Genomic DNA, 21,092 nt, shown 5'->3' with positions numbered 1-21,092 from the left:
GGGGCTCATCCTCAATCTGACGTTGTGTCGAGCGCGTCTTCGGCGCGCAGGCTTGCATGGACGGCCTCGGCGGCCTTGCGCAGGGTCGAGACGACCAGGTCGATCTCCTCGTGGGTGATGACGAAGGGCGGCGAGAAGGAGACCGCGTCGCCATTGGGCAGCGCCCGCGAGATCACCCCGTCCTCGAGTGCGCGGCGGGTGATCCGCTGGGCGACCCCCAGCGCGGGATCGAAGCGGCGCCAGCCCTCGGGCGTGGGTCGGGCAAACTCCACCGCCGCCATCAGCCCCTTGCCGCGCACTTCGGCGGCGATCGGCAGATCGGCGAAGGCGGTCTTCAGGGTGGCGTTGAGATAGGCGCCCATCTCGCCCGCGCGGGTCACCAGCCCCTCTTCCTCGATGATGTCGAGGTTGGCGAGCGCCGCGGCGGCCATGACCGGGTGGGCGGTATAGGTGTAGCCATGCCCGAAGACGCCGTATTTCGACGCGGCCGCCCCGGAGATCACCCGCCAGACCTTCTCGCCCACGAGCACGCCCGAGAGCGGCGCGTAACCCGATGTGATGCCCTTGGCGACCGACATGAGGTCGGGCTGGACCGCCATGGCCTCGGAGCCGAACCAGGTGCCGAGCCGCCCGAAGCCGGTGATCACCTCGTCGGCGATCAGCAGCACGTCGTGGCGGTCGAGCACCTCGCGGATGGCGGGGAAATAACCCTCGGGCGGGACGATGACGCCGCCCGCGCCCATGACCGGCTCGGCGATGAAGGCGCCGACGGTCTCGGGGCCCTCGGCCAGGATCAGGTCCTCGAGCTCCTGCGCGAGCCGCGCGGTGAAGGCGGCGTCGTCCTCTTCGGGCAGGCGCGTCCAGAGGTTGTGCGGCGCCGAGACGTGGCGGATCATCGGCAGCGGCAGATCGAAGCCCGCGTGCAGCCCGGGCAGCCCGGTCAGCCCGCCGGTCATCACCGTCACGCCGTGATAACCCCGGTCGCGCGAGATGATCTTCTTCTTCTCGGGCAGGTCGCGGGCGTTGTTGTAATACCAGACCAGCTTGGCCTGGGTGTCATTGGCGTCCGAGCCCGAGCTGCCGAAGAAGATCTTCGAAAAGCCCTGGGGCGCCTTGGCCATGACCCGTTCGGCAAGCTGCGCCGCGGGTTCGGTCGCCATGGAGCTGAAGCCGTGGAAATAGCTCAGCCCGCGGGCCTGGTCGGCCAGCGCATCGGCGATCCGCGCCCGGCCGTAGCCCGCGTTCACGCACCAGAGCCCGGCCAGCGCGTCGAGGTAGCGCTTGCCGGTGTCGTCGGTGATCCAGCAGCCCTCGGCGGCGCGGGCCATCATCACGCTGCCGCTCTGCTCGTGGGCATTGGCGGCGGTGAAGGGGTGGAAGACATAGGACCGGTCAAGGTCGCGGGTGTCGCTCATCTGCCTCTCTCCTCGCAGGTCTCGGCCGGTCATTGCGCGCGCATCGGGATGACGGCGGCGCCGGTCTGTTCCTTGTTGAGCCGCGCGCCGTTCTCGCCGGGCTCGAACAGATGCACCGCGTCGTTCTGCAGCCCGAGGCTCAGGACCTGGCCGACCTTGTGACGGCTGCCGGCCTCGACCCGGGCGGTGATCCGGCTCCCTTCGGAGAGCTCCAGCGTCAGGATGGTCTCGTGTCCGGTGTTCTCGGCCAGCCGCACCGTGGCCTGGAGCGGCCCGCGGCCGATCTGGATGTATTCCGGGCGGATGCCCAGCACCGCCGGCCCGTCGGCCAGGTCGTCGCGGAACATCGTGCGGTCGATGGCGATCCGGTCGGGGCCGAGGATGAACGCGCCGCCCTCGACCCGGCCTTCGAGCTGGTTCATCGAAGGCGTGCCGATGAAGCTCGCCACGAAGCGGTTGGCGGGGCAGTTGTAGACCATCTCGGGGGTGTCGAACTGCTGCAGCCGGCCGCCGTGCATGACCGCGATGCGGGTCGCCATGGTCATCGCCTCGAGCTGGTCGTGGGTGACATAGACCATGGTCTTGCCGAGCCGGCGGTGCAGCTCGATCAGCTCGGCGCGCATGTAGCTGCGCAGCTTGGCGTCGAGGTTCGACAGGGGCTCGTCGAGCAGGAAGACCTTGGGGTCGCGGACCAGCGCCCGGCCCAGGGCCACGCGCTGCTGCTGGCCGCCCGAAAGCTGCTTGGGCTTGCGGTCGAGCAGCGGCTCGAGCTGCAGAAGCTCGGCGGCCTGGCGCACCGCGGCCTCGCGCTCGGGACGCTTCACCCCGTGTTTCTTCAGGGGATAGGCGATGTTCTCCGCGACGGTCATATGCGGGTAGAGCGCATAGCTCTGGAACACCATGGCGATGTCGCGCTTGCCCGGGGGCAGGTCGTTCACGCGGCGGTCGTCGATCGAGATCTCGCCCGAGGTCGGGAACTCCAGCCCGGCGAGGATGCGCAGCGTCGTCGACTTGCCGCAGCCCGAGGGGCCCAGCAGGGCGATGAACTCGCCCGCGGCGATCTCCATGTTCAGCTCCTCCAGCGCGGTGAAGGCGCCGAAGCTCTTGCGAACTTTGCTAAGGGTGACGTTGGCCAAGGTTTCCGTCCTTTATCCTTTGACCCCGCCGGCACCGAAGCCGGAGGTCAGATAGCTTTGCAGGAAGGCGAAGACGACGATGAGCGGCAGGCTCATCATCACCGACGCCGCCATGAGTAGGGACCATTCGATGTTGAAGGCGGAGATCAGCATCGACATGACGCCGGTGGTCAGCGGCGCGACCGCGTCGGAGTTCACCAGCACCAGCGCGTAGAGGTATTCGTTCCACGACAGGATGAAGGTGAAGAGCGCGGTCGAGATGATGCCGGGCAGGAGCTGCGGCAGGATCACGTCGCGAAAGGCGCCCATGCGGGTCGCGCCGTCGACGAGCGCCGCGGACTCGAGGTCCTTCGGCACGCCCTCCATGAAGGAGCGCAGCAGCCACAGCGCGTAGGGCAGCGCGAAGGTGGTATGCGCCAGGATCAGGCTCATCAGCGTGTTCGACAGGCCGATGGCGACCATCATCATGTAAAGCGGGATGATCAGCACCACCGAGGGCAGGAGGTAGGTGAAGAGCACCAGCATCGCCAGCGTCTCGCGGCCGCGGTAGTTGAAGCGCACCAGCGAATAGGCCCCGAGCGTGCCCAGCGAGACCACGAAGAGCGTCGTCGTGGTCGCCAGCACCACCGAGTTGCGGAAGTAGCGCAGGAAGGGCGTCTCGCTCAAAAGGCGCCAGTAGTGCTCGAAGGTGACGGTTTCGGGCAGCCAGGTCGGCGGGATGCGGAAGAGCTCGGACTGCGGCTTCACCGAGGTGATGATCATCCAGAACAGCGGGAAGGCGATCAGCAGCACCAGCGACCAGGTGACCAGGTTCAGGATCAGATGTCTTGCGCGGGGCATGTCAGCTCTCCCGTCCGGTGCGGCGGATGTAGAGGATCATGAAGACCAGCATCACCAGCATCATGCCGACCGAATAGGCCGCCGCCTGGCCCATGCGGTTGAGCCCGAAGGCTTCCTGGTAGACCAGGAGCGAGAGCGTCTGCGTCGAGGTGACGGGCCCGCCGCCGGTCAGCAGATACAGCAGGTCGAACTCCTTGAAGTCCCAGATCGCGCGCAGAAGGATGATCACCGTCAAGACCGATCGGAGCTGCGGCAGGGTCACGTCGAAGAAGCGCGACACCGGGCCCGCGCCGTCGATGCGGGCGGCCTCGTAGAGGTGTTCGGGGATGGTCTGCAGCCGCGCCAGGACGGCGATCACCACGAAGGGGAAGTATTTCCAGGCGCCGACCAGGATCACCCCGATCATCGCGTTGGGCATCGAGCCCAGCCAGTCGAGCGGCATGTCGATCACCCCGAGCTGCATAAGCCCGTGGTTCAGCGCGCCGTAGAGGTCGTTGAAGAGCCAGCGCCAGACCAGCACCGCGACCACCGTCGACAGGAAATAGGGAAACAGCACCAGCGACCGCGCCAGGCTGCGGAACCAGATGTTCTGGTGCAGAAGCAGCGCCAGGCCGACGCCGGCCAGGATCTGCAGGCTCAGCGTGCCCACCGTCCAGATCAGCGTGGTCCCGAGCGAGGACCAGAAGGCCTTCTGCGTCAGGAGCTTGGCGTAATTGTCCAGACCCACGAACTCGCCCTGGAGCGTCGGGGTGTAGATCGAGAAGAGGCTCAGATAGATCGCCGCGAGAAGCGGATAGACGATCACCAGCGAGAAGACGAGGATCGTCGGCGCGATGAGCACGACGCCCAGCCGGGCGTAGCGCCTCTCGAGCATCGGCGGATCAGTGGCGATGGCGGTCATGGCAGTCCTTGAGGAAAAGGGCAGAACGGGCGGTGCCGGGGAGAAGACGGCACCGCCCGCCGATCAGGGGAGGGGTTACCCGGCCATGATCTCTTCGATGCGGGCGGTGGTCTCGCCCAGGACCTGATCGACGTTCTCGTCGTTCAGGACCACGCGCTGCACCAGCTCGGCGATGACGCCGGAGTTGACCACCTCGCCGGCGCGGGTGTTCGGCTGATGCGCGGTGCTTTCCCAGCCCAGGTTGAAGCCGTTCGCCGCGGCGCTCGACATCTTCTCGACCTCGTCCGAGTACTTCTGGATGATCTCGTTGTTCTGGTAGGCGGGATCGCTGCCGATCGTGCGCAGGACCGGCAGGACGTGGCCCGGGGCCGCGTGCAGCTGCTGGATGTAGCCCTCGGGGTCGAAGAGGAAGGCCGCGAACTGCTTGGTGACATCCATGTTCGGCGCGGCCTTCGGGATAAAGACCGAGGGGAAGTCGTTGAAGGTCCAGGGTTCGATATCGGCCGATTTCGTCGGGTAGAGGTCGCAGGTGACGCTGTCGGCGATGCCGGGGTTCTGGTTGTTGACGTTGATCAGCACCCGGCCGGTGTAGATCCCGGTCGCGCAGGCGCCCGAGACGAAGGCGGTCAGGCTGTCGCCCCAGGAGTAGTTGGTGGCGCCCGGCGGACAGAACTCGCGCATCGCACGGTAGAACTCGAGCGCGTCGCGGGTCTCCTGGCTGTCGATGGCGACCTGCAGGTCGGGGGTGAAGACCTGGCCGCCGGCCTGGTGGATCACACCGATGAAGATCAGCGAGGTCATCGAGTTGCGGCCGTAGGGCAGGGGCGCGCCGTAGATGCCGTTGCCCTGCATCTTGCCCACAGCCGAGAGAAGCTCGTCCCAGGTGCGCGGGTTCTTGTCGATCCCGGCCTGTTCCATCAGGTCCTTGCGCAGCCAGATGACATTGGCCGCCGAGTTGCCGATCGAGGTGCCGGCGTATTGACCCTCGTCGATCTCGTAGATGCGGTTCACGCCGTCGTAGAACTTGTCCGGCCCGATCATCTCGATCACGTCGTTGAAGGGCTCCAATAGGCCGTTGCGCCAGTAGTTGGAGACCGCGAAGCTCGGCAGGTGGGTGACCACGTTGGGCACGTCGCCCGAGGCGAAGGCCGCGGCGAGCTGCGGGGCGTAGCCTTCGTCCGAGGTCTTCTCGAACACGACTTTGACGTTCTCGTGCAGCGCCTCGAAGTTCCGGATCTGGGTTTCATAGGCCGCCATCTGTTCCGGCGAGGACTGCGGCGACCACCAGCGGATCGTCACCTGTTCCTGGGCGCGGATGCGCTGCGGCATCATCGCCGTCGCGCCGGCCGCGGCCATGCCGGCCAGCACCGTCCGGCGCGGCAGGCCCGTCTGCATCTTCTTGGTAAGGGTCATTGAGATTCTCCCGTTGGCAATGTTCGTATATCGAACATATGTTCGAAATATGGATCACCCGAACGCGAGTCCGCAAGCTTTTTTTGTTCTTTTGACAATATGACGGTATCTTCCGTTCAAGTTTTGAAGCTGCTAGTTCGCAGTGCAACAATCAGGAAGCGAGAGTATGGGTAAAACCGGCAGCAAGAGCTCCGTCATCGTCGACAGCGAAAAGCGCCTCGGCACCGTCGATCCCGAAGCCTCCGACGATCAGGACAAGCTCTCGAGCCGGGATTTCGTCAGTTCGCTCTCGCGGGGGCTGTCGATCCTGTCCTCCTTCAGCCGCACCTCGCGCAAGATGACCCTGAGCGAGGTCGCCGCCGAGACCGAGATGAGCCGCGCCACCGCGCGCCGCTTCCTGCTGACGCTGGTGAAGGAAGGTTATGTCGTCACCGACGGCAAGCTTTTTGATCTGACGCCCAAGGTCCTGGACCTGGGCTTCTCGGTGCTCTCCAAGATCGGCATCTGGGACCGCGCGCGCCCCTTCATGGAGCGGCTCTCGGACCAGACCGGCGAAAGCTGCACGGCGGCGATCCTCGACGGGCTCGACGTGGTCTATGTGGCCGGGGTGCAGGCGCATAACATCATCTCGGTGGGCATCACCATCGGCAGCCGCCAGCCGGCCTTCTATACGGCGAACGGCCGGGTGTTGCTGGCCGCCCAGCCCGAGGAGAACTGGGACGGCATCATCGCCAATGCCCGCTTCGTGCCGCTGACCGCGCAGAGCGTGACCAACAAGGCCGAGTTCCGCGACATCCTCGCCGAGGTCCGCGAGAAGGGCTTTTCGCTGGTCGACCAGGAGCTTGAGGACGGGCTTCTGTCGATCGCGATCCCGCTGAAGTATCGCTCGGGCGTGCTGGCGGGCTCGATCAACATCGCCGTCCCCTCGATCCGCGCGACGCGGGAGACCATGCTGGAGACCTACCTGCCGAAGCTGCGCGAGACCGCGGAGCAGATCCAGGAGTCGCTGGCGCATTGAGGGGGCTGGTGAGCTGTGAAGTGAAGGCGGGCTTGGCACGGACCTGACCCCAAGCCTCATCGCTCCTTACACGCCCCATGTTCCCCCCGGCGCGGCACCACTTCACCCCGCGCCCCCCTTGCGCCCGAATAGCACCGAAGGTGCCGGGCGCGCGCCGGACCGGCCCCTTGGGCCGGCGCTCCTGTGAGTGGTGCGCCTAACTCACCCCTAGTCCTGACCTTGCGTGGATAAAGCGCCTCGCTCAGAGGTCAGCAGCGCCGGCCCTCGGTCCGGCGCGCGCCCTCAATTCCACTGCCCAAGCCACCCCTCACCCCCGCCAGCGCGCCGGGCTGTAAGGCGCCGCGTCGATCGGCCCCTCGGCCCCCAACGCCAAGGCCGCCGCGCTTTGACCGACCACCGGCCCCAGCGTGTAGCCCGCGTCGCCGGGCAGGGCGAGGTGGATGCGGCTTGCCGCCTCGAGCGGCCCGATGGTCGCCTTGCCGTCCACCGGCGTGTTGTAGCCCGCCCAGGTCCGCAGCACCCTCAGTCCGCCGATCCCCGGCGCGATCCGGGCGGCGAGGGCCACATTGCCCAGAAGGCTCTCCTTGCGGATGCCGGGCGCGCCCGCGCCCTCGGAGAGCCGGGCCTCCCAGCCGCCGCCGATCACCACCTGGCCCGAGCGGAACTGCTTGAGCGTGATCGGCCGCTCGGCGTGCTGCACGAGATGGTGGATCTCGTAGGCACCGGCCTCGGTGATGTTCATGTGCAGGGGCTCGGGCGGGGTCGGCACGTGAACCGCGGTGCCCGCCAAGAGCGCCGAGGTGCCCCAGGCGGTCGCCAGGAGGATCTGCCCCGCCGAATGCCGCCGGGTGCCGAGCGCGCTTGGCGCGGCGCCGTCTTCCAGCGCGGTGATCCGGTCGCGGCGGATCTCGACGCCCGCGCGCTCCAGCGCGGCGCGCATCTTGCGGTTGGCGACCAGCGGGTTGAGCTTGCCCTCGTCGCGGCAGAGCTCGGCGCCGATGACCTCCTCCGAGAGCCAGGGCGCCATGCGGTGCAGCGCGTTGTGGCCCAGGATCTCCACGTCGAGACCCTTGGCGCGCTCGCGCTCGGCCTTCTCCTCGAGAAAGGCCAGCTGCGCCTCGCTCTCGGCCAGCATCAGCCCGCCCTCGCGGGTCAGCTCCACCCCGCCCAGCTCGGCGTCGAGCGCCTCCCAGGCCTTCACCGCCGACAGATAGAGCGGCAGCGAGCTTTCCAGGTTCTCCGCCAGATGCGGGTTCAGCCGCAGGAAGCGGCTCTGCATCTGCACGTGCAGGCTGCCGGCATTGGCGGTGGAGCCCGCGTTCAAGCCCAGGTCGACCAGCGCCACCCGGGCGCCCGCGCGCGCGGCGGAAAGGGCGGCGCATTGCCCGGTGATGCCGCCGCCGACGACCAGGAGGTCGGGCCTAGCCATTGGTCTCCTCCGCAAGCAGGGCCTCGGCGGCGGTGATTGTGGCGATGTCGACGGGTTTGATCGGCACCCGCGGGGCGAAATAGGACAGATCGCCCATGGGCGTGCCGCGCCGCCGCGCCATGAGCCCGGCCAAGGCGGGCGCGCAGTAGCGGCCCTGGCAGCGGCCCATGCCGATGCGGGTGGCGCGCTTCAGGGCACCGATGTCATGCGGGTCATCGGAGAGCGCGGCATCGAGCGCGGCTTTCTCCACCTCCTCGCAGCGGCAGACCAGGGTCTCGGGCGCGGCCTCCTCGAGCGGCGGGGCGGGGCTGTCGTAGACCCGCCAGAGCGCGTCCTGGAAGGCGCGGTGCCGGGCCAGCGTCGCGGCCTCTCCGGCGCTGGGGCCCGGGCCGCCCGCCGCCGCGCGGCCCGCGATCCGGCCCTCGAGCGCGGCCGCCGGCGCGCCGCCCAGCCCGCAGCAATCGCCCACCGCGTAGACCCCGGCGATCGAGGTCCGGCAATCGGGCGCGCGCTCGGGACGCAGCTGGTCGAAACGCGCGTCGTAGGTCATCGCGCAGTCGAGCAGCCGCAGGATCTCGTTCTGGGGCTGGAAGCCGTAGTTCAGGCAGACCGCATCGGCGGTGATCCGGCCGCTGTGGCGGCCCTGCTCGTAGTGCACCAAAAGCCCGCCCGCGGGCGCGGCCTCGATCCGGGTGGGGCGCAGGTCGTGGCGGGGCGCGATGCCCTGTCGTTTCAGCCCGGCCAGCATCGAGAGGCCCTTGCGCGCGAGCCCCGGGTCGCGGCGCATCATGGCAAGGCTCGCCAGGGGCCGCCGCCAGGGCGCCGGGGCGCTTTCGCCGAGAAGCGGGATCTCGGCCCCGCCCTCGGCCAGCTCCAAGGCCACCTGGGCCACCAAGGGGCCATTGCCGAAAAGCGCGACCCGCGCGCCCGGCAGCGTGCCGTAGCTGCGCCAGAGCGTCTGGGCCGCGCCCACGGTCATCACGCCGGGCAGGGTCCAGCCGGGGATCATCGCCGGGCGCTCGTAAGCCCCGGTCGCCACGATCAGCGCGCCGGGGCGGATGGCATAGACGGCCCCCGGATCGGCGGCGAGGATCTCGGGCCCGTCGAAGGCGCCCCAGACGGTGACCTCGGGCAGGATGGTGACCCCGGCGTCGCGGGCGCGGGCGACCAGCGCCTGGCCCTCGGCCTGCTGGGCGTCGAGCGGCGCGGCCTCGGGCCGGGCGGATTGCTTGAAATACTGACCCCCGGGCACCTTGCGCTCGTCGAGCAGGACCACCTCGGCGCCGGTCTCGCGGGCGGCGATGGCGGCGGAAAGCCCGCCCGCGCCGCCGCCCACCACCAGGACCCGCGGGGTGAGCCGATGGGCGCTGCGGTTGACCGCGGGCGGGGCGGTCAGGGCCGGGCGCGCAGGCTGCGGCGCGACCGTCATTCCGGGCGCCGTGGCGGTCATGCAGGCGCGCTGGTTCGGGCGTCCGTCGACGCTGACCAGGCAGTCCTGGCAGACGCCCATGCCGCAGAAGATGCCGCGCGGCTTGCCCTTCTCGGTCTCGCGGAAGCCCCGGACGCCGGCCTCGGTCAGCGCCGCGGCCAGCGAGCTGCCGGGCGCGCAGGAGACTTCCTGCCCGTCGAAGGTGAAGCTGATGCGGTCCACGGCTCAGGCCTCCTTCAGGATGGCGCGGCGGGCGCGCAAAAGATCCGCCAGCGCGCGCTCGCGCCAGGCCCGGCGGGCGGGCAGCTGGTCCTCGGGCAGGAGCGCCCGGCGCGCCGCCTCGACCCGGTCGACCAGCGCCGGGGGCCAGTCGGGATGGGTCTCGCCGCGCGCCCGTCCGATGGCGGCATAGGCCGGGCCCAGCCGCTCGGCATGGCCGCGCACGCCACCTTGCGTGTTCAGATCCGCCGTCTCGAAGGGCCCCGAGAGCGCCCAGCGGGGGCCGAGCCCGTCGCGCACCAGCCGGTCGAGGCCGGCGACATCCACCACGCCTTCCTCGACCAGCCGGTAGGCCTCGCGCAGGAGCGCGGACTGCAGGCGGTTGAAGACGAAGGCGGGCAGCTCCTGGCCCAGCACCACCGGGTCGAAGCCGGCCGCGGTGAAAAGCTCCGCCGCGCGGGCCAGGCTCTCGGGCGCGGTGCCGGGGGCGGGGACCAGTTCAAGGACGCGGATCAGGCTCGGCGGATTGGCGGGGTGGGCCACGAGCGCGCGGCGCTGCGCCTCGGGCGCGGGCAGGATCGCCGAGATCGGGATCGCCGAGGAGGTCGTGGCCAGAAGCGTGTCGGCGCCGCTGCGCGACAGGAGATCGGCGAAGATCGCGGATTTGACCTCGGTCTTCTCGGGCCCGGCCTCGAGGATCAGCGCGGCCTCGATGCGCGCGGGCAGGGCGGCGATGATCTCAACGCCCTCGAGCCCGCCGACGGGCAGCTCGGCGCGGGCCATGGCCTCAGCCTGGCGGGTGAGCCCCGCGGGTGCGGCCTCGCGGGCGCGGGCGTCGGGATCGAAGATCGTGACCGCCCAGCCCGCCGCGGCACAGGCCGCCGCGAAGCCGAGCCCGATGGGGCCTGCGCCGAGGATCAGGACGGAGGGAGCGTCTGGCATTTTGTCTGGCCTTCGGGTGTTCGTTATGTGAACATTTGTGCGAAATATGCGTCGCCGTCAACCGAGGCGCAGGGGAAAAGGGTGAGTCATGCTGGCAGGAAAGACAATACTGGTGACCGGGGCCTCCAAGGGCATCGGCCAGGCCATCGCGCGCGAGCTGGGCGCCCAGGGCGCGCGGGTGGTGGCGCATTACGGTGGCGACCGCGCCGGCGCCGAGGCGGCCATCGCGGGCCTGCCCGAGGGGCAGGGGATCGCGCTCTCCGCCGACCTGGCCGCCGACGGCGGGGCCGACCGGCTCTTCGCCGAGACGCTGGCGGCGGTGGGGCGGCTCGACGGCTTCGTGAACAACGCCGCGGTGATGCGCTTCGACGGCGGCATCGACGACGAAGACGACGCCTGGGAGCGCATCTGGGCCGAGACCTTCCAGGTCAATGTCTTCGCCGCCGCGCGGCTCCTGCGGCTGGCGGTGCGGCACTTCCGCGAGACCGGCGGCGGCGAGATCGTCGGCATCTCGAGCTGGGCCGCGCAGAAGGGCGTGACCAACCCGCGCACCATCGCCTATGCGGCCTCCAAGGCGGCCTTCAAGGCGGCGCTGCAGACCGTGGCGACGGGCCATGCGCGCGACCGGATCGGCACCTATATCATCGCGCCGGGCGTGGTCGACACGCAGATGTCGCGCGATTTCGCCGAAAGCCAGGGCGGCCGCGCGGTGGTCGAGGACCGGCTGGTCATGGGGGAATTCGTGCCGCCCTCGGACATCGCGACGCTGACGGCCTTCTGCCTCTCGGGGCGGTGCCGGCATCTCTCGGGGGCGACGCTGGACGTGAACGGGGCGAGCTACATTCGGTGAGGCGGGCGCGGGGGCAGGCGCCCCCCGAAAGGCCCAATGACAAAGCGCCGGCCCGGATCATCGGGCCGGCGCTCTCTGTTCCGCAGGCGCGCGGACCACGCGCGCGCGCACCCCGCGCAGAAGCCGCACCTTCACACACCGGGCCACGCGGGCGGGTGCTCCCGCGCGGCCCGGCGCTGCCCGAAGGGCTCAGGAGGCCAGCTTCAGGTAGAAGGCATAAAGCTTCGGCAGGATCGAGGCGGGCTCGGGATGCCCCAGCGCCTCGGCGGCGTGATAGGGCCAGGCGGGATCGCGCAGCAGCCCACGCGCCAGAGACACCAGGTCCGCCTTGCCCTCGGCCACGATCGCATTGGCCATGACCGGATCGGTGATCATGCCCACCGCCATGGTCGGCAGGCCGGTCTCGGCGCGGATGCGCTCGGCGAAGGGCACCTGGAAGCCGGGCACCGGCTTCTGTTCGGCAAGCCGCATGCCCGCCGGGATGCCGCCGCCCGAGGCGTCGAGCAGGTCGACGCCAACCTCCTTCAGCGCCGCCGAGAGCGCCACGCTGTCATCGAGCGTCAGCCCGCCGCCCTCGCCATCGACGCAGGAGGCGCGGTAAAGGACCGGGGTCTCCGCCGGCACCGCGTCGCGGATCGCGCGGGCGACCTCGACCGGCAGGCGCATCCGGCCTTCGAGCGTGCCGCCATAGGCGTCACTGCGGCGGTTGGAATAGGGCGACATGAAGCTGTGCAGCAGGTAGCCATGGGCGCCGTGGATCTCCACGCCGTCGAAGCCCGCCGCCAGCGCCCGCCGCGCGGTCGCCGCGAAATCCGCGACGATCGCCTCGATCTCCGGCAGCTCCAGCGCCTTCGGGACATGCCAGCCCTCGCGCGCGGGCACCGCCGAGGGGGCGTAGGTCTGCCAGGGCGGCTCGCTGCTTTCGGGATCGAGCGGGCCGCCGCCGTCCCAGGGCCGCATGGTCGAGGACTTGCCGCCGGCGTGGTTGATCTGGGCGAAGACCGGGATGCCCTCGCGCCGGTAGAGCGCGGTGATCGGCTTCCAGGCCGCGACCTGGGCGTCGTTGTAAAGCCCGGTGCAGCCGGGGCTGATGCGGCCCTCGGGGCTGATGCCGGTCGATTCCACGATCGCGCCCCCCAGCCCGGCGGTGGCATAGCGCCCGTGATGGGCGCGGTGCCAGTCGTTGGGCAGCCCGTCGATGGCCTGGTATTGGCACATCGGCGCCATGACCACGCGGTTGCGGAAGGTGACGCCGCGCAGCGAGAAGGGGGTGAAGAGAGGCAGTTCGCTCATGCGGCCTTGCTTTCCAGTTCGTCCATCAGGCGGTCCATCTCGTCCATGATGCCCTTGAGCTTGGCCGCGCGGGCCTCGCCCTCGGCGCCGAGCGCGGCGAACTGCGTCAGCGGCGGGCGCACGTCGCCCAGCGGGTAGCCCGCCGCCGCCGCCAGCGCCTTGGAGTAGCACTGGTGGCCATAGGTCGGATGGCCCTCGGCGATGGTGTGTTCGATCACGGTGATATGGCGCTGGATGCGCTTGGCGTCCTCGATCCGGCCGGCCTCGAGCATCTCCCAGATCCGGGTGGAGGCCCGCGGGATGTAGTTGCCGAAGGGGTTCACGTAGCCCTTGGCGCCCAGGAGGAAGCTCTCGACGATACGCTCGCCGGCGAAGACGTTCATCACCCCGTCGGTCTCCTCGACGATGTCGTAGACGCGGGCCACGTCCATCGAGGCTTCCTTGATGTAGCGCACCGTGTCGAAGGTCCGGGTCAGCCGTCCGACCAGCTTGGCGGACATGTCGACATTGGAGGTGAAGGGGTTGTTGTAAAGCATGATCGGCAGCCCGCAGGTGGCGGTGATGCCGTCATAATAGCCCAGGATCTCGTCCTCGGTGGGGGTGTAGTAATAGGGCGGGATGATCATCAGCCCGTCGGCCCCGGCCGCCTCGGCCTCGCGGGCGTAGCGCGCGGCGGTGGGCGTGTGGGCGTTGGAGGCACCCACGAGCACGTCGATCCTGCCCGCCACATGGGCCACGCTGTCCTCGACATAGGTCGCGCGCTCGGCGTCGGTCAGGGTCAGGAACTCGCCCGTGGTGCCCAGGAGGATCACCCCCGGCACGCCCTGGGCGATCTGCCAGTCGAGGAAGCGGCGGTTCGCCTCGAGGTCGACGGCGCTGCCATCGGCGGTGAAGGGGGTGACGTTGACGGAATAGCTTCCGCGGAACTCTTTCATGTCTCTCTCCGGCGCGGGGGGATCAGAGGGCGGCCCAGCCGGCCTCGGCCAGGATGGCGTGGCTGGCGATGATGTCGCCGTCGGGGTCGACGCCGGGCAGGTTGGCGTCGGTGATGATCTCGAGCACGGTCATCTTGTCGTAGCCGATGTCCTGCAGCGCCTCGAAGGAGGGCTTCACGTCGACGATGCCGGTGCCGAGCTTGTCGTGCTTGAAGACATCCGCCGGCGTGTCCGAGAGGTGCACGTTCTCGACCAGGTCGCCCAGCATGCGGATTGCGGCGGCGGCATCTTCCTGAATGTAGACCGAGTTGCAGACGTCGAAGTTCACCCCGATGTCGCCGATCATGCCGCAGAGCTCCTTCATGTCCTCGGCCGAGGGGCGGTGGGTGAAGGGCACGTTCTCCAGAAGGATGCGCACGCCGGTGTCCTTGGCATGGGCCACCACCGCCTGGGCGCTTTCCACGAACCACTCGTCGAGCCAGGCCTTCGGCGGGTCGATCAGCCCGCCGTAGACGCCGGGGATCATCACCACATAAGGACAGTTCAGCTCGGCCGAGAGGTCCACCGCCTCGAAGTAGCGGTCGAGCGTGTATTGCCGCATCAGCCGGTCCGGGGCGTTGGGGTTGTTGTCGATCAGCGGGTAGCAGAAGCTGGTGATCTCGCAGCCCTCGCCGTCGAGCCAGGACTTGTAGGCGCGCCGGTCGTCGCCGCTCATATCGGCGGGCCAGGTGTGCGGCGGGAAGATCATCTGTTCGAACTTGCGGTAGCCGAGCCCGTGCAGATGCTTCAGCGCGTCGAGCCCGGACATGGAATAGAGGAAGGGAAAGGTGCTCGCGGCGACCTGCAGTTCGGCCATTTGGGGGATCTCCTGTCGGACAAATTGAACTGTTCATTATGCGGACAAAAGTTAGTATATCGGACAAAAGTTCGGATTCAACGGGATTCTGATCCATGCCGAGATTCGACCTGGCCGTCATCGGCGGCGGGCTAGCAGGCAGCGCCACGGCCTATTTTGCCGCCCGCGCGGGCGCGCGCGCGGCGCTGATCGAGCGGCGCGACGTGAACCTCGGGGCCTCGGGGTCGAACGCGGGCTCGATCCACGCGCAGATCCCCTTTGATCCCTTCCGCAGCCTCGGTGCCGACTGGGCGCGGCGCTTCTCGGCGACGCTGCCGCTGTTCCGCGCCTCGATCGCCCGCTGGGCCGAGCTCGAGCAGGAGCTGGGCGGCGACCTGGGGCTGGTGCGCAAGGGCGGGCTCATGGTGGCGGGCTCCGAGGCGGACCTGCGGGCGCTCGAGGTGAAGGCCGGGATCGAGCGGGCGGCGGGGCTCGAGGTTGACCTCTGGTCGGCCACGGAGCTGGCCGAGCGCGCGCCCTTCCTGGCCCCCGGCATGGCTGGCGGCGCCTTTTGCCCGATCGAGGGCAAGGCCGATCCCTTCAAGGTCGCGCCGCTCTTCGCCAAGCGCGCGGTGGAGGCGGGCGTCCGGCTCATCCGCGACGCCCATGTCAGCGCGATATCGCCAGGGCAGGGCGGCTTCACGCTGACCACCACGGCAGGGGAGATCCGCGCCGAGAAGGTGGTGAACGCCGCCGGGGCCCATGCCGCCGACGTGGCGCGGCTGGTCGGTGTCGAGGTGCCGATCGAGGCCCATGCCATCCAGGTCGCGGTGACCGAACGGCGCCCGCCGATCCTGCCCTGGCTTCTCTATTTCACCGACGAGAAGCTGACGCTGAAACAGGCCAGGGAGGGCGGCTTCCTGATCGGCGGCGGCTGGCCCGCGCGGCTGCGCGGCAGCCCGGTGGTCGATCACCGCTCGATGATCCGCAACCTCGCGCTGGCGGCCAGGCTGGTGCCCGCGGTGGCCGGCGTAGAGATCCTGCGCAGCTGGGCCGCCATGGTGAACGGCACCCGCGACTGGCGCCCGATCCTGGGCGAGGTGCCGCAGGTGCCGGGCTTTTTCCTGAACCTCTTTCCCTGGATGGGCTTCACCGCCGGGCCCGCGGTCTCCGAGGCGATCGCATCCCTGGCGCTGGGCGAAGAGCCCAAGGTGGACCTGACGCCCTTCTCACTGTGAGCGGGTCGGACAGAAGGTCGTTGCCTGCGCGCGGCAAGTGCGCTATGCGAACATAAGTTCACATAATAGCATTGCTTCGCAAAATGAGGTGCGTGATGGAGATGTCGGAACTGCGCGTCGAGGCCAATCTGATCGACGGGCGCTGGTGCGGCGCCGAGGATGGCGGCACCCTCGAGGTCACCGATCCCGCCAGCGGCGCGGTGATCGGCACCGTGCCCAACAGCGGCACCGAGGAGACCCGCCGCGCCATCGCCGCCGCCCATCGCGCCTTCCCCGCCTATGCCGCGAAAAGCGTCACAGAACGGGCCGAGCTGATGCGCGCGCTGCACCGCGAGATCGTCGCCCATGCCGACGCGCTGGCCGCGCTTCTGACCGCCGAGCAGGGCAAGCCCCTGGCCGAGGCCAAGGCCGAGGTGCTGTCCTCGGCGGCATATGTCCTTTGGTTCGCCGAGGAGGTCCGCCGCGCCCGGGGCGAGGTGATCCCCGCGGCGGTGCCGGGCCGCAAGCTTCTGACCACGCGCCATCCGGTCGGCGTGGTGGCGGCGATCACGCCCTGGAACTTTCCTTCCTCGATGCTGGCCCGCAAGCTCGGCCCGGCGCTGGCGGCGGGCTGCACCGTTGTGGTGAAACCGGCCTCGGCCACGCCCTACAGCGGGCTTGTCTGGGGGCTTCTGGCCGAACGCGCGGGCTTCCCGCCCGGCGTGGTCAACATCGTGACCGGCTCGGCCCGGAAGATCGCCCAGGCCATCATGGAGAGCCCCGAGGTGCGCAAGCTGACCTTCACCGGCTCCACCGAGATCGGCAAGGAGCTGATCCGCGGCGCCGCCGACACGGTAAAGACGGTCTCCATGGAGCTGGGCGGCAACGCGCCCTTCATCGTCTTCGACGACGCCGACCTCGATGCGGCGGTCGAAGGCGCGATGATCGCCAAGTTCCGCAACGCCGGGCAGACCTGCATCTGTTCGAACCGGGTCTACGTGCAGGCGGGCATCTACGACGCCTTCGTCGCGCGGCTGGCCGAGCGCGCGGCGGCGATGAAGGTCGCCCCGGGCCAGGAGCCGGGCGCCGAGCAGGGCCCCATGGTCGACGCCCAGGCGCTGGCCAAGATCGAGGAGCTGGTGGCCGACGCGGTCTCGGCGGGCGGCCGGGTGCTGACCGGCGGCGCGCGCCACGCCCGCGGCGGGCTGTTCTATGCTCCCACGGTGATCGCCGATGCGACGCCCGAGATGCGCGTCACCCGCGAGGAGATCTTCGGCCCCGTCGCCCCGGTCTACCGCTTCGAGACCGAGGAGGAGGCGCTGCGCCTGGCCAATGACACCGAATACGGGCTGGCGGCCTATGCCTATACCCGCGACCTCGCGCGGACCTTCCGGCTGCAGGACGGTCTGGAATACGGGCTGATCGGCATCAACGAGGTGCTGATCGTCTCGCCCGAGGTGCCTTTCGGCGGGCTGAAACAGTCCGGCCTGGGCAAGGAGGGCGGCTGGCAGGGCCTCGATGACTACCTCGAGACGAAATACACCTGCATCGGCGGTCTCGCGTAATTTTCGCACATAAGTTCGTATAGTAAAAATCTCTGGACCGAATCTGAGAGGTCCATTAAAAAAGTTTTACTGAGAGAGGGCGGGCTGAACCGCCCCGCGAAATCAGACGCGCCGCACCCTCCGTGCGCCGCCATTGTCCAACAAGGAGACCTTCCATGCGTCCATGGATGCCCGGCGCGCTGTGCGCCGCGCTGCTGGCGGCTGCGCCGCTGTCAGCGCAAGACGTTCTGACCATCGGGGTGCGGTCCGAGGCCAGTTCCCTCGATCCGCATTGGACCCAGCTGTCCGCCGACCTGCAGGTGCAGGAGCATATCTTCGAGAAGCTCGTGGCGCTCGACAGCGCCTCGCAGCCGGTGCCCGGGCTCGCGGTCTCCTGGGAGCCGCTCGACGAGACCACCTGGGAGTTCAAGCTGCGCGAGGGCGTGCGCTGGCACGACGGCGAAAGCTTCACCGCCGACGACGTGATCTTCACCTTCGACCGGCTGAAGGGCGGCATCTCCGGCGCGCCCGCCTCGCCGGCCTTCCAGCTCGACAAGGGTTCGAAGTCCTGGGAGAAGATCGATGATTACACCATCCATATCACCACCGACGGGCCTTATCCGACCGTCGCCGAGGACCTCGCCATGCTGCCCATCGTGGCCGAGCACGCGGCCCGCGGCGTCACGGAATCTGTGGATTTCAACTCCGGCCAGGCGGCCATCGGCACCGGGCCCTTCCTCTTCGAGGAATACAGCCCCGGCAGCCGAGTCACGGTTAAGAAGAACCCCGGCTGGTGGGGCGGCGAGGTTGCCTGGGACCAGGTCGTCTTCCGCCCTGTGACCCAGGACGCCTCGCGGCTCGCGGCGCTCCTGAACGGCGACGTCGACATCATCGACTACCCGCCCACGGTGGACCTGCCGCAGCTCCGCGAGGATCCCGATTTCACCGTCTCGACGATCCCCTCGGACCGGCTGATCTACCTGATGCCGGGCTACAAGCACGTCGAGCCCTTCATCACCGACAATGACGGCGAGGTCATGGTGCCGAACCCGCTGCGCGACTGGCGCGTGCGCAAGGCGCTGAGCCTGGCGGTCAACCGCGAGGCCATCCGCGACCGGATCATGGGCGGCGCCTCCCTGCCGGCCAAGAACATCGTGCCGCCGGGCTTCTTCGGCTACGTCGAGGAGCTCGAGGCCGATCCCTATGACCCCGAGGCGGCGCAGGCGCTGCTCGAGGAGGCCGGCTACGGCGAGGGCTTCCGCATCACGCTGCACGGTCCGAACGACCGCTACATCAACGACGCCCGCATTCTTGAGGCGGTGGCGCAGATGTGGAGCCGCGTGGGCATCACCACCGAGGTCGACGCCATGCCGCGCAACATCTTCTTCTCGCGGCTGATCCGCGGGGACGAGCTGTCGATGCCGGGCTTCGACGTGCCCGAGTTCTCCATGTCGATGACCGGCTGGGGCACCGTGGCGGGCGAGGCGACCTATACGGTCTCCGGCACGCTCGAGACCTACAACGCCGCGACCGGCGGCGGGAACGGCAACTTCGGGCGCTATTCCAACCCCGAGATCGACGCCCGCTCGGTCCTGGCCAAGCGCACCATCGACCCCGACACCCGGCGCGGCATCCTGCAGGAGGCGATCCGCATCGGCATGGCCGACTACGCCTACATCCCGCTGCACTTCCAGGTGAACAACTGGGCGATGCGCGCGGGCCTCGAGCACCAGCCGCGCACCAACGAGCGCACGCTGGCCACCGAGATCAGCCGCGTCGACTGATCGAAACCAAAGGACGAGGCGAAGAGCATGGCGGAGTTCATCATCAGGCGCGCGTTGCAGGCCCTTCTGGTCCTGCTCGTGATGACCCTTCTGGTGTTCTTCGGCGTGAACGTGATCGGCAACCCGGTCTATATCTTCGCCTCGTCCGAATGCGACCAGGCCTGCCTGACCGCCATCATCGAGGACCTGGGCCTCGACCGGCCGATCTGGCAGCAATATCTGACCTTCCTCGGCAACCTCCTGCAGGGCGACCTCGGGAAGAGCTTCACCCATGGCATCCCGGCGCTGGCGCTGATCTTCGAGCGGCTGCCGGCGACGCTGGAGCTGGCCTTCGCGGCGCTGGTGCTGGCGCTCGGCGCGGGGCTGCCCTTGGGCATCTACGCCGGGCTCCGCCCCGAGGGCTGGGGCGCCAAGCTCATCATGGCCTTCTCCATGGTGGCCTTCTCGCTGCCGGTCTTCTGGATCGGGCTGATCATGATCCTGGTCTTCTCGGTGCAGCTGGGCTGGATGCCCTCGGTCGGGCGCGGCGAGACGGTGGACCTCGGCGGGCTGGAGCTCAGCTTCCTGACGCTCGACGGGCTGCACCACCTGGTCATGCCGGCGCTGACCCTGTCGCTGATCATGATGGCCATGGTGATCCGGCTCGCCCGGGCGGGCATGCGCGAGGTGCTGTTTTCGGATTACATCAAGTTCGCCCGCGCCAGCGGCATCCGTGAAAGCCGCATCCTCGGGGTGCATTTGCTGAAGAACATCCTCATTCCCATCGTCACCGTGCTGGGCATGGAGTTCGGTGGCGTCATCGCCTTCGCGGTGGTGGTCGAGTCGATCTTCAGCTGGCCCGGCGTCGGCAAGATGCTGATCGACGCCATCGCGGTGCTCGACCGGCCGCTGATCGTCGCCTACCTGATCTTCGTCGTCTTCATGTTCGTGATCCTGAACCTCTTGGTCGACATCCTCTATTCCGTGCTCGACCCGCGCATCCGCTTCGGAGGGCAGGAGCGATGAGCGGCGCCCGTCCCATGGCGCCCGCGGGCTCGGCCCGCGACCTCGCGGCGCGCTTCCTCGCCGATCCCGGCGCGGCCCTCGCGCTGGCGGTCTTCCTGGGCTTCTGCCTCCTGGGCTTCGGGGCGCCGCTTTTCGCCCCGCAGAACCCCTATGACCTGACCCAGGTCGACATCCTCGACAGCCTGATGCCGCCCGGCTCGGAAAGCTTCACCGGCATGACCTATTGGCTCGGCACCGACGGGCAGGGGCGCGACATGCTCTCGGCGATGCTCTACGGCATCCGCATCTCGCTGATCGTGGGGCTCTTGTCGGGTCTGCTGGCGCTGGCCTTCGGCACGCTCGTCGGGCTCACCGCCGCCTACCGCAGGGGCTGGGTCGACACGCTCCTGATGCGCATCGTCGATCTGCAGCTCAGCTTCCCGACCATCCTCGTGGCGCTGATCCTCCTGGTGATCCTGGGGCGCGGGGTCGACAAGATCATCTTCGCGCTGGTGGTCGTGCAATGGGCCTATTTCGCCCGGACGGTGCGCGGCGTGGCGCTGGTCGAAAGCGCGCGGGAATATGTCGACGCGGCGCGGGGGCTCAGGCTCGGGGGGCTGCGCATCCTTTTCGGGCACATCCTGCCCAACTGCCTGCCGACCATGCTGGTCGTGGGCACCATGCAGATGGCCATGGCGATCTCGCTCGAGGCGACGCTGTCCTTCCTGGGGCTCGGATTGCCGCCGACGCGGCCCTCGCTGGGCCTCCTGATCGCCAATGGCTTCGACTACCTGCAATCCGGCCGCTACTGGATCTCGGTCCTGCCGGGGCTGGTGCTTCTGGCCATCATCATCAGCGCCAACGTCCTGGGCGACCGGCTGCGCGATGTGCTCAATCCGAAACTCTGA

General features: G+C 68.9%; 18 protein-coding genes. 7 read left to right on the top strand and 11 right to left on the bottom strand.

Annotated elements, in window-relative coordinates:
• Window positions 1–11: 11 nt before the first annotated feature.
• The 5 genes from LR948_RS01415 to LR948_RS01390 all read right to left on the bottom strand — a co-directional run bounded on the left by LR948_RS01415 (window position 12) and on the right by LR948_RS01390 (window position 5,705).
• Window positions 12–1,415: an aminotransferase gene (locus LR948_RS01415; RefSeq protein WP_232752128.1), complete on the bottom strand. Its 1,404-nt coding sequence runs from the start codon at window positions 1,413–1,415 to the stop codon at window positions 12–14.
• A 29-nt stretch (window positions 1,416–1,444) separates the two neighbouring features.
• Entirely contained in the window at window positions 1,445–2,551 is a 1,107-nt protein-coding gene (locus LR948_RS01405; RefSeq protein ID WP_304621970.1) for an ABC transporter ATP-binding protein, read from the bottom strand.
• A 12-nt stretch (window positions 2,552–2,563) separates the two neighbouring features.
• Window positions 2,564–3,391 carry a carbohydrate ABC transporter permease gene (locus tag LR948_RS01400; protein ID WP_232752127.1) on the bottom strand — a complete coding sequence of 276 codons (828 nt, stop codon included), beginning with the start codon at window positions 3,389–3,391 and terminating at the stop codon, window positions 2,564–2,566.
• 1 nt (window position 3,392) lies between these two features.
• Window positions 3,393–4,292 carry a carbohydrate ABC transporter permease gene (locus LR948_RS01395; protein ID WP_232752126.1) on the bottom strand — a complete coding sequence of 300 codons (900 nt, stop codon included), beginning with the start codon at window positions 4,290–4,292 and terminating at the stop codon, window positions 3,393–3,395.
• A gap of 75 nt (window positions 4,293–4,367) precedes the next feature.
• Complete coding sequence (locus LR948_RS01390; RefSeq protein WP_232752125.1) at window positions 4,368–5,705, bottom strand: ABC transporter substrate-binding protein; 1,338 nt, start codon at window positions 5,703–5,705, stop codon at window positions 4,368–4,370.
• Between the two features lie 166 nt (window positions 5,706–5,871).
• Between LR948_RS01390 and LR948_RS01385 the strand changes: the two genes are divergently transcribed.
• A complete protein-coding gene (locus tag LR948_RS01385; RefSeq protein WP_232752124.1) occupies window positions 5,872–6,723 on the top strand; it encodes an IclR family transcriptional regulator C-terminal domain-containing protein in 852 nt (283 codons plus the stop codon).
• A 307-nt stretch (window positions 6,724–7,030) separates the two neighbouring features.
• Here LR948_RS01385 and LR948_RS01380 read toward each other — a convergent pair whose 3' ends face one another.
• The 3 genes from LR948_RS01380 to LR948_RS01370 are packed head-to-tail and all read right to left on the bottom strand — an operon-like array spanning window position 7,031 to window position 10,742.
• On the bottom strand, window positions 7,031–8,152 hold the full coding sequence (locus LR948_RS01380) for an FAD-binding oxidoreductase (protein WP_232752123.1): 1,122 nt from the start codon (window positions 8,150–8,152) through the stop codon (window positions 7,031–7,033).
• Window positions 8,145–9,803: a 2Fe-2S iron-sulfur cluster-binding protein gene (locus LR948_RS01375; RefSeq protein ID WP_232752122.1), complete on the bottom strand. Its 1,659-nt coding sequence runs from the start codon at window positions 9,801–9,803 to the stop codon at window positions 8,145–8,147. Before LR948_RS01375 ends, LR948_RS01380 begins: the two co-directional genes overlap by 8 nt.
• Window positions 9,804–9,806: 3 nt before the next feature.
• On the bottom strand, window positions 9,807–10,742 hold the full coding sequence (locus tag LR948_RS01370) for a 3-hydroxyacyl-CoA dehydrogenase NAD-binding domain-containing protein (RefSeq protein ID WP_232752121.1): 936 nt from the start codon (window positions 10,740–10,742) through the stop codon (window positions 9,807–9,809).
• Between the two features lie 88 nt (window positions 10,743–10,830).
• Between LR948_RS01370 and LR948_RS01365 the strand changes: the two genes are divergently transcribed.
• Window positions 10,831–11,592: an SDR family NAD(P)-dependent oxidoreductase gene (locus tag LR948_RS01365; RefSeq protein ID WP_232752120.1), complete on the top strand. Its 762-nt coding sequence runs from the start codon at window positions 10,831–10,833 to the stop codon at window positions 11,590–11,592.
• A 189-nt stretch (window positions 11,593–11,781) separates the two neighbouring features.
• On the opposite strand, the gene LR948_RS01360 is transcribed toward LR948_RS01365, so the two are convergent.
• Genes LR948_RS01360 through LR948_RS01350 form a run of 3 tightly spaced genes read right to left on the bottom strand, consistent with a single transcriptional unit; the run spans window position 11,782 to window position 14,676 of the window.
• Complete coding sequence (locus LR948_RS01360) at window positions 11,782–12,885, bottom strand: NADH:flavin oxidoreductase/NADH oxidase (protein WP_232752119.1); 1,104 nt, start codon at window positions 12,883–12,885, stop codon at window positions 11,782–11,784.
• On the bottom strand, window positions 12,882–13,820 hold the full coding sequence (locus LR948_RS01355) for a dihydrodipicolinate synthase family protein (RefSeq protein ID WP_232752118.1): 939 nt from the start codon (window positions 13,818–13,820) through the stop codon (window positions 12,882–12,884). Before LR948_RS01355 ends, LR948_RS01360 begins: the two co-directional genes overlap by 4 nt.
• Before the next feature lie 22 nt (window positions 13,821–13,842).
• Window positions 13,843–14,676 carry a sugar phosphate isomerase/epimerase gene (locus tag LR948_RS01350; protein ID WP_232752117.1) on the bottom strand — a complete coding sequence of 278 codons (834 nt, stop codon included), beginning with the start codon at window positions 14,674–14,676 and terminating at the stop codon, window positions 13,843–13,845.
• Between the two features lie 95 nt (window positions 14,677–14,771).
• Between LR948_RS01350 and LR948_RS01345 the strand changes: the two genes are divergently transcribed.
• From LR948_RS01345 to LR948_RS01325, 5 genes are all read left to right on the top strand, one after another.
• Window positions 14,772–15,893 carry an FAD-binding oxidoreductase gene (locus tag LR948_RS01345; protein WP_232752116.1) on the top strand — a complete coding sequence of 374 codons (1,122 nt, stop codon included), beginning with the start codon at window positions 14,772–14,774 and terminating at the stop codon, window positions 15,891–15,893.
• Between the two features lie 101 nt (window positions 15,894–15,994).
• Window positions 15,995–17,437, top strand: coding sequence for an NAD-dependent succinate-semialdehyde dehydrogenase (locus tag LR948_RS01340; RefSeq protein ID WP_232752618.1), 1,443 nt, complete (start codon window positions 15,995–15,997; stop codon window positions 17,435–17,437).
• A 155-nt stretch (window positions 17,438–17,592) separates the two neighbouring features.
• Window positions 17,593–19,200 (top strand): ABC transporter substrate-binding protein, encoded by a 1,608-nt coding sequence (locus LR948_RS01335; RefSeq protein ID WP_232752115.1) that lies wholly within the window; start codon window positions 17,593–17,595, stop codon window positions 19,198–19,200.
• A gap of 27 nt (window positions 19,201–19,227) precedes the next feature.
• Entirely contained in the window at window positions 19,228–20,205 is a 978-nt protein-coding gene (locus tag LR948_RS01330; RefSeq protein ID WP_232752114.1) for an ABC transporter permease, read from the top strand.
• Window positions 20,202–21,092, top strand: coding sequence for an ABC transporter permease (locus LR948_RS01325; protein WP_232752113.1), 891 nt, complete (start codon window positions 20,202–20,204; stop codon window positions 21,090–21,092). Before LR948_RS01330 ends, LR948_RS01325 begins: the two co-directional genes overlap by 4 nt.

The organism is Roseivivax sp. GX 12232 (assembly GCF_021272185.1).
Lineage (GTDB): Bacteria > Pseudomonadota > Alphaproteobacteria > Rhodobacterales > Rhodobacteraceae > Roseivivax.
This window is presented reverse-complemented; position numbering and strand designations above follow the sequence as displayed.

What these genes read in the sequence shown, in the direction of transcription:
- LR948_RS01390 (WP_232752125.1), bottom strand. Translation starts at nt 5,705, where the DNA reads ATGACCCTTACCAAGAAGATGCAGACGGGCCTGCCGCGCCGGACGGTG.
- LR948_RS01395 (WP_232752126.1), bottom strand. Translation starts at nt 4,292, where the DNA reads ATGACCGCCATCGCCACTGATCCGCCGATGCTCGAGAGGCGCTACGCC.
- LR948_RS01335 (WP_232752115.1), top strand. Translation starts at nt 17,593, where the DNA reads ATGCGTCCATGGATGCCCGGCGCGCTGTGCGCCGCGCTGCTGGCGGCT.
- LR948_RS01325 (WP_232752113.1), top strand. Translation starts at nt 20,202, where the DNA reads ATGAGCGGCGCCCGTCCCATGGCGCCCGCGGGCTCGGCCCGCGACCTC.
- LR948_RS01355 (WP_232752118.1), bottom strand. Translation starts at nt 13,820, where the DNA reads ATGAAAGAGTTCCGCGGAAGCTATTCCGTCAACGTCACCCCCTTCACC.
- LR948_RS01365 (WP_232752120.1), top strand. Translation starts at nt 10,831, where the DNA reads ATGCTGGCAGGAAAGACAATACTGGTGACCGGGGCCTCCAAGGGCATC.
- LR948_RS01360 (WP_232752119.1), bottom strand. Translation starts at nt 12,885, where the DNA reads ATGAGCGAACTGCCTCTCTTCACCCCCTTCTCGCTGCGCGGCGTCACC.
- LR948_RS01415 (WP_232752128.1), bottom strand. Translation starts at nt 1,415, where the DNA reads ATGAGCGACACCCGCGACCTTGACCGGTCCTATGTCTTCCACCCCTTC.
- LR948_RS01345 (WP_232752116.1), top strand. Translation starts at nt 14,772, where the DNA reads ATGCCGAGATTCGACCTGGCCGTCATCGGCGGCGGGCTAGCAGGCAGC.
- LR948_RS01350 (WP_232752117.1), bottom strand. Translation starts at nt 14,676, where the DNA reads ATGGCCGAACTGCAGGTCGCCGCGAGCACCTTTCCCTTCCTCTATTCC.
- LR948_RS01400 (WP_232752127.1), bottom strand. Translation starts at nt 3,391, where the DNA reads ATGCCCCGCGCAAGACATCTGATCCTGAACCTGGTCACCTGGTCGCTG.
- LR948_RS01330 (WP_232752114.1), top strand. Translation starts at nt 19,228, where the DNA reads ATGGCGGAGTTCATCATCAGGCGCGCGTTGCAGGCCCTTCTGGTCCTG.
- LR948_RS01340 (WP_232752618.1), top strand. Translation starts at nt 15,995, where the DNA reads ATGTCGGAACTGCGCGTCGAGGCCAATCTGATCGACGGGCGCTGGTGC.
- LR948_RS01380 (WP_232752123.1), bottom strand. Translation starts at nt 8,152, where the DNA reads ATGGCTAGGCCCGACCTCCTGGTCGTCGGCGGCGGCATCACCGGGCAA.
- LR948_RS01385 (WP_232752124.1), top strand. Translation starts at nt 5,872, where the DNA reads ATGGGTAAAACCGGCAGCAAGAGCTCCGTCATCGTCGACAGCGAAAAG.
- LR948_RS01370 (WP_232752121.1), bottom strand. Translation starts at nt 10,742, where the DNA reads ATGCCAGACGCTCCCTCCGTCCTGATCCTCGGCGCAGGCCCCATCGGG.